The organism is Commensalibacter sp. A3DC, from assembly GCF_047307945.1.
Taxonomy (GTDB): domain Bacteria; phylum Pseudomonadota; class Alphaproteobacteria; order Acetobacterales; family Acetobacteraceae; genus Commensalibacter; species Commensalibacter melissae.
In genome coordinates this window covers 1-3,037 of record NZ_JAXOQA010000105.1, presented here as the reverse complement: position 1 = coordinate 3,037, position 3,037 = coordinate 1, and the positions used below count along the sequence as shown (strand labels likewise).

Genomic DNA, 3,037 nt, shown 5'->3' with positions numbered 1-3,037 from the left:
TTTTCTTTTTAATTGTCTATAGATTATTTCAGATATACTTTTTGGATATAAATTTTTAATAGATATTAATTTTTTATTACATCCATTTTTGGCAACCTGATTGGTTAAATCTTTTAATATCTTGTTTTTTTCCCTGATTTTTTGGGTTTGATTTGCAATTTCCTTTTCAGAATATTGAAGTTTTCTGCCCAATAAATTTTGTTCAATTTTTGATTCCAGAAATAGAGATGGCGTTGATGCTTCGTTTTTTTTATCCAGTGAGTTATACATCGACCAATATTGGTCAAAAAAAGCACATTTTTTTTGGAATCGTTGTGCCAGAACAGGTGAGTAACTGAGGTCAAAGAGATTTTTTAACGAAAAAGGAACCGCTGTACCAGTGTAGAGAATGGTCAGTCCAGAATAATGATAAAAATCAAAATGGGGATATTGTGTCTGCCATGCTGTTATGATCGAGGAGTTTTCCTTGGCAATTGAATGATCGCTAAAGATATTATCAATAACAATCGTGGTATTCTCAGGAAGTTTTTCATATAGCGAATTTATAATGGGTGCTTTTTTAAGGGATTGGTTCAGACTGTTGATGAAAATACAATCGTAATCGGAAATATCAGGTTTGATGGGTAACAAGGTGTTCGGATATGAACAGGGGCTTTCTTTCTTTTGTTTTTCACTGAAACATTGACTGGATAGTTCAAAACTGTCAATAATTTCGCATATATTCTTATGAATGATTCTTTCAATATCATTATCAAATATTGCAATTTTTTTTGGTTTTAGGTTTGTTATCAACCATACGAGAATAGAATAATGGTGATGAATTTCATTTTTTAGAAAGGGAATATGAAAAAACAGATTCTCATTATCGTTTTTTAAGAGATCTTTTAATGAACTCGTCTCTTTTTCTTGTAAAGGTTGATTTTTTATCATGATATATAAGCCTGGAATTGATTAACTATATGAATTATGTTACAATAATATTGTATATTTGAAGTATACAAAGTATGATTTTAAGGTCATAATCCTATCATAAAATTGAATAAACGATTTGTTTTTAAGTTTGATTTAACATTAGTGTTTTGTTACAACATACAATGTTGCAAGTAAAAAATAAATTTGACAATTTTTAAGTAATATTTTACTTTTTTAACAAAGTAGAATTAATTTTGATAAATTATAATAATTTGGATATTTTAGAGTAAAGTAGAGATGGCAATTATAACGGTTCCAGGTGGTTCAGATTCTTCTATAGCTGTGACTGTAGATGGTTCTCAGGCCTTAGCACTGGCTAATCAAATCAGAGATGATATTGTAAGTCATTATTATAAAACTGACAGAGATATTGATGTTACTAATTTTTATAACGGGGATGATATTTCTCCATTAGCATCACGATCAAATCTTTTATTTGACGGCGTTATCAGGAACGGAGGTGTTTATAACGTTAAGGATGGCGTTAATTTCATTACCGTTGGAACGCTAATTAAGGACGGACAGAAACTTGATGCCAATGATAAATTTGATGCAAATAACTTTAGATTCCTAAATGAACCCGTAACGGTAAATTCAGCAATGAGCGCCAATCAGTACGTTCGTGTATTGGCGGGGATTGATGGTCAAGTCACTTATAAGGCGGGCAAGGAAAGTGGGCAATTTGCTGGCGGATCCAAGGATCATCCAATCAATTTTATCGGTAACGATCAAGAGGGTGGTAGATGGCAAATAGCAACCGGTGACGGAGATGATACCATTGCCTCCGGTTCAGGAAATAATGTCATAAATGCGGGTGCCGGCAAGAATAAGATAACCTTGGGAACAGGTAATAACCAGGTTACTTCGGATGGACAGGATACAATCACCGCGCCTAATGGTGGTTTTAATTCTATTACCATTCGTGGCGGTCATTCATTGATCAATATTGGTGACAATAGTCTTATCAATGATGTAAGTAGCAATAACGTTATTACTGTTGGGGGTGGCAGTACTGTTATTGGTGGTAACGCGGGCAATGTTACATTCAATGCCGCTTCTAATGATGGTCATAATAACAATCATAACCGTAACGAATTTTTGGGTGGTCAAAACAACACGATTACAGCTTCTACGGATAATTTTGATGTAATTCATGGTGTTAACAACACATTCAATATCAATGGTAGTTTCAAGTTCTTCAATGGTACAGGCAATACGAATGTTACCCTAACTGGTGGGCAGAATATAACTACACAAACTCAAATATTTGGTGCGGATGGGTTAAACTTCCACCTGACAGCAAAAGATGTTAATGATCCAAATAATCCAGTTCTACTTGTCGCTGGCGGTGGTGGAAACCAGACATTGGATGGTTCGACATCTTCTTCGAATCTCTTGATTTACTCTGATTCAACCAAGGGTGCTACAACGCAACTACTTGGTGTTGGTGGTGCTGGTAATGATACTCTGGTTGGTGGTGTTGGCTCAAATACATTGACCGGTGGTGAAGGTAACAACTTGTTTATCTTTACTAAAGATACAGATCAGGGTGGTAAGACATTAATTACCGACTTCTCCAAATCCAAAAATAATATGGTTGAATTCCTCAACTACGGATTTAATAGAAGTGATGTTGATCGTATTCTTCAGAATGCACATCAGGATGATAAAGGAAATGCTGTTCTTGATCTTGGTAACCATCAATTGATTCTGCAAGGTGTTTCAGTTAAGGATCTTAAAGGGACACAGTTTACTTATATCAATGATCCAGTAAAAAAATAAAAGACTAGATCTATATTTGGTTTTTTCGAAAAGCTTGCTATTTTATAAATAGTAAGCTTTTCTGTTATTATGATCATTATTTTCACTAGCCAGTTGTAATTTATGTATAAAAAAGAAAATGATATTGAATATCTAAAGGCTGAAATTAAAAAAAAAAACCGGCTTATTGATGAATATCATTTAACCTTCAGAATATTGAATTTACAAATTGCTCAATTACAGCATTATAAAAATTGTATTTCAAATTTACATGCTCGTATAGAATATTATAGGAAAGTCATAG

At 33.4% G+C, this 3,037-nt stretch carries 3 protein-coding genes; 2 read left to right on the top strand and 1 reads right to left on the bottom strand.

The window, feature by feature from the left end:
- Nucleotides 1–930, bottom strand: a 930-nt coding sequence (locus tag U0839_RS08620) for a hypothetical protein (RefSeq protein ID WP_413550485.1), incomplete at its 3' end; no start/stop codon positions are given.
- 279 nt (nucleotides 931–1,209) lie between these two features.
- Between U0839_RS08620 and U0839_RS08615 the strand changes: the two genes are divergently transcribed.
- Together U0839_RS08615 and U0839_RS08610 are read left to right on the top strand one after the other, a co-directional pair.
- On the top strand, nucleotides 1,210–2,754 hold the full coding sequence (locus U0839_RS08615; protein WP_155565846.1) for a hypothetical protein: 1,545 nt from the start codon (nucleotides 1,210–1,212) through the stop codon (nucleotides 2,752–2,754).
- A 102-nt stretch (nucleotides 2,755–2,856) separates the two neighbouring features.
- On the top strand, nucleotides 2,857–3,037 hold a 181-nt coding region (locus U0839_RS08610), incomplete at its 3' end, for a hypothetical protein (RefSeq protein WP_413550484.1).

Coding starts and splice junctions, on each gene's coding strand:
- U0839_RS08615 (WP_155565846.1), top strand. CDS start 1,210: ATGGCAATTATAACGGTTCCAGGTGGTTCAGATTCTTCTATAGCTGTG.